The 1014-nt window shown below is 74.6% G+C and carries 1 pseudogene; it reads left to right on the top strand.

The features are described 5' to 3' along the window. Positions 1 to 112: 112 nt before the first annotated feature. A pseudogene (locus H5J33_RS36410) lies at positions 113 to 1014 on the top strand (tetratricopeptide repeat protein); the annotation flags it as partial.

Below are 1014 nucleotides of genomic sequence, written 5' to 3'. Positions count from 1 at the left end.
GCGGCCCGGAGCCGATCGGCACCGCGACCGGGGCGCTGTACGGGCAGGCGCCGCTCGGCCGGGCGTTCATCGGGCTGCTCGCAGGGGCGCCCCACGGGGAGGGGGACGGACGATGAGTGAGATCACGGACATCGACGCGCTGCGGCAGGCGCTGGCGGAGAACTCCGGGCAGCCGGAGGGCCCGGCCCGCAACGCGCGCGCACAGGAGCTGCTCGCCGAGGCGGAGCGGCTGGACGTCCCGCTCGCCGTGGTCGAGGCGCTCGGGCACCTGCTGAAGGTCTGCAACTACAGCTCCGAGAAGGACAGGATGTTCGCCCCGTTCGCGCGGCTGCTGCGCATGTGGGACGAGCGGCCCGAGGACTTCGACGAGCACGAGACGCACTCGCTGCACTGGGCCTTCAAGTGGATGTCGGCGGGCATGCTGGACCAGCCGCACGTCCCGCTCGCCTCGATCGAGAAGTGGCTCGGCGAGATGGAGCGCCGCTACCGGCTCGCCGGGTACTCCGAACGGGCCGTGCGCGGCGCCGAGTTCAGCGTGGCCGCGCACGTCGGGGACATCCCGCGCGCACGGCGGGCCTACGCCGCGTGGCTGGCCGCCGACCGGGACCGGATGGCCGACTGCCCCGCCTGCGAGCTGCACACGCAGGGCGTCTGGCAGGTCCGGTGCGGCCGGGACGCCGAGGCGCTCCGGCTGTGGCGGCCGGTGCTGGAGGACGAGTTCGCCTGCGCGCACGAGCCGCACTCCGTGCTGGCCGCCTCGCTGGCCCCGCTGCTGCGGCTCGGCCGGGTGGACGAGGCCCGCGCGCACCATCTGCGCGGTTTCCGGCTGGTGCGCCCGATGGAGAGCATGCGGGGCGCGTACGCCGACCACGTCGAGTTCTGCGCGCTGACCGGGAACGAGGCGCGCGGCCTGGAGCTGCTGGCCGGGCGGCCGGCGTACTTCACCGACACCGGGCATCCGCGCAGCAGGCTCGACTTCCTGGCCGTGGTGGCGCTGCTGATGGACCGGCTGAC

The sequence above is a fragment of the Streptomyces sp. WELS2 genome (assembly GCF_013870595.1).
In the GTDB taxonomy this organism is placed as follows: Bacteria; Actinomycetota; Actinomycetes; order Streptomycetales; family Streptomycetaceae; genus Streptomyces.
This window is presented reverse-complemented; position numbering and strand designations above follow the sequence as displayed.